Raw genomic sequence first — 596 nt, forward strand, 5'->3', positions numbered from 1 at the left:
GACCATGTCGTCGTGGTGTTCGTGCCCAGTTGCGGGCACTGCGCACCGTGTGCCGAGGGACGCCCTGCGTTGTGCGAACCGGGTGCCGCAGCAAACGGTGCCGGCACCTTGCTCTCTGGTGCGCGCCGTCTCACTCACGGCGGTGAAGTCGTCAATCATCACCTGGGGTGCTCGGTTTTCGCTGAGTACGCAACCGTGTCGCGGCGCTCGGTCATCAAGATCGATCCGACCGTACCGCTCGAAGAAGCCGCGCTCTTTGGATGCGCGGTTCTCACGGGTGTCGGAGCCGTCGTCAACACGGCGCAGGTTCGAGTCGGCGCATCGGTGGCCGTCATCGGTCTGGGCGGTGTCGGACTGGCCGCGCTCATCGGCGCGCACGCGGCAGGGGCCCGGCAAATCATTGCCGTCGATCTGTCTGACGACAAATTGGAGCAGGCGCGCACCCTCGGCGCCACACACACGGTCAACGCCGGCCGGGAGGATGCGCTCGAGCATATCCGCGAATTGAGTTCGGGCGGCGTCGAGTTCGCCTTTGAGTTCGCCGGATCGATCCGCGCGTTGGACCTGGCGTACAACATCACGCGGCGCGGCGGCTC

The 596-nt window shown here is 66.3% G+C and carries 1 protein-coding gene; it reads left to right on the top strand.

Annotation, left to right across the window (positions count from 1 at the left end; translation table 11 throughout):
- Positions 1 to 596 (top strand): zinc-binding dehydrogenase (locus AWB67_RS39180; protein WP_143746859.1); only part of this gene is annotated, 596 nt, incomplete at both ends.

This window comes from Caballeronia terrestris, from assembly GCF_001544515.1.
GTDB classification, from domain to species: domain Bacteria; phylum Pseudomonadota; class Gammaproteobacteria; order Burkholderiales; family Burkholderiaceae; genus Caballeronia; species Caballeronia terrestris.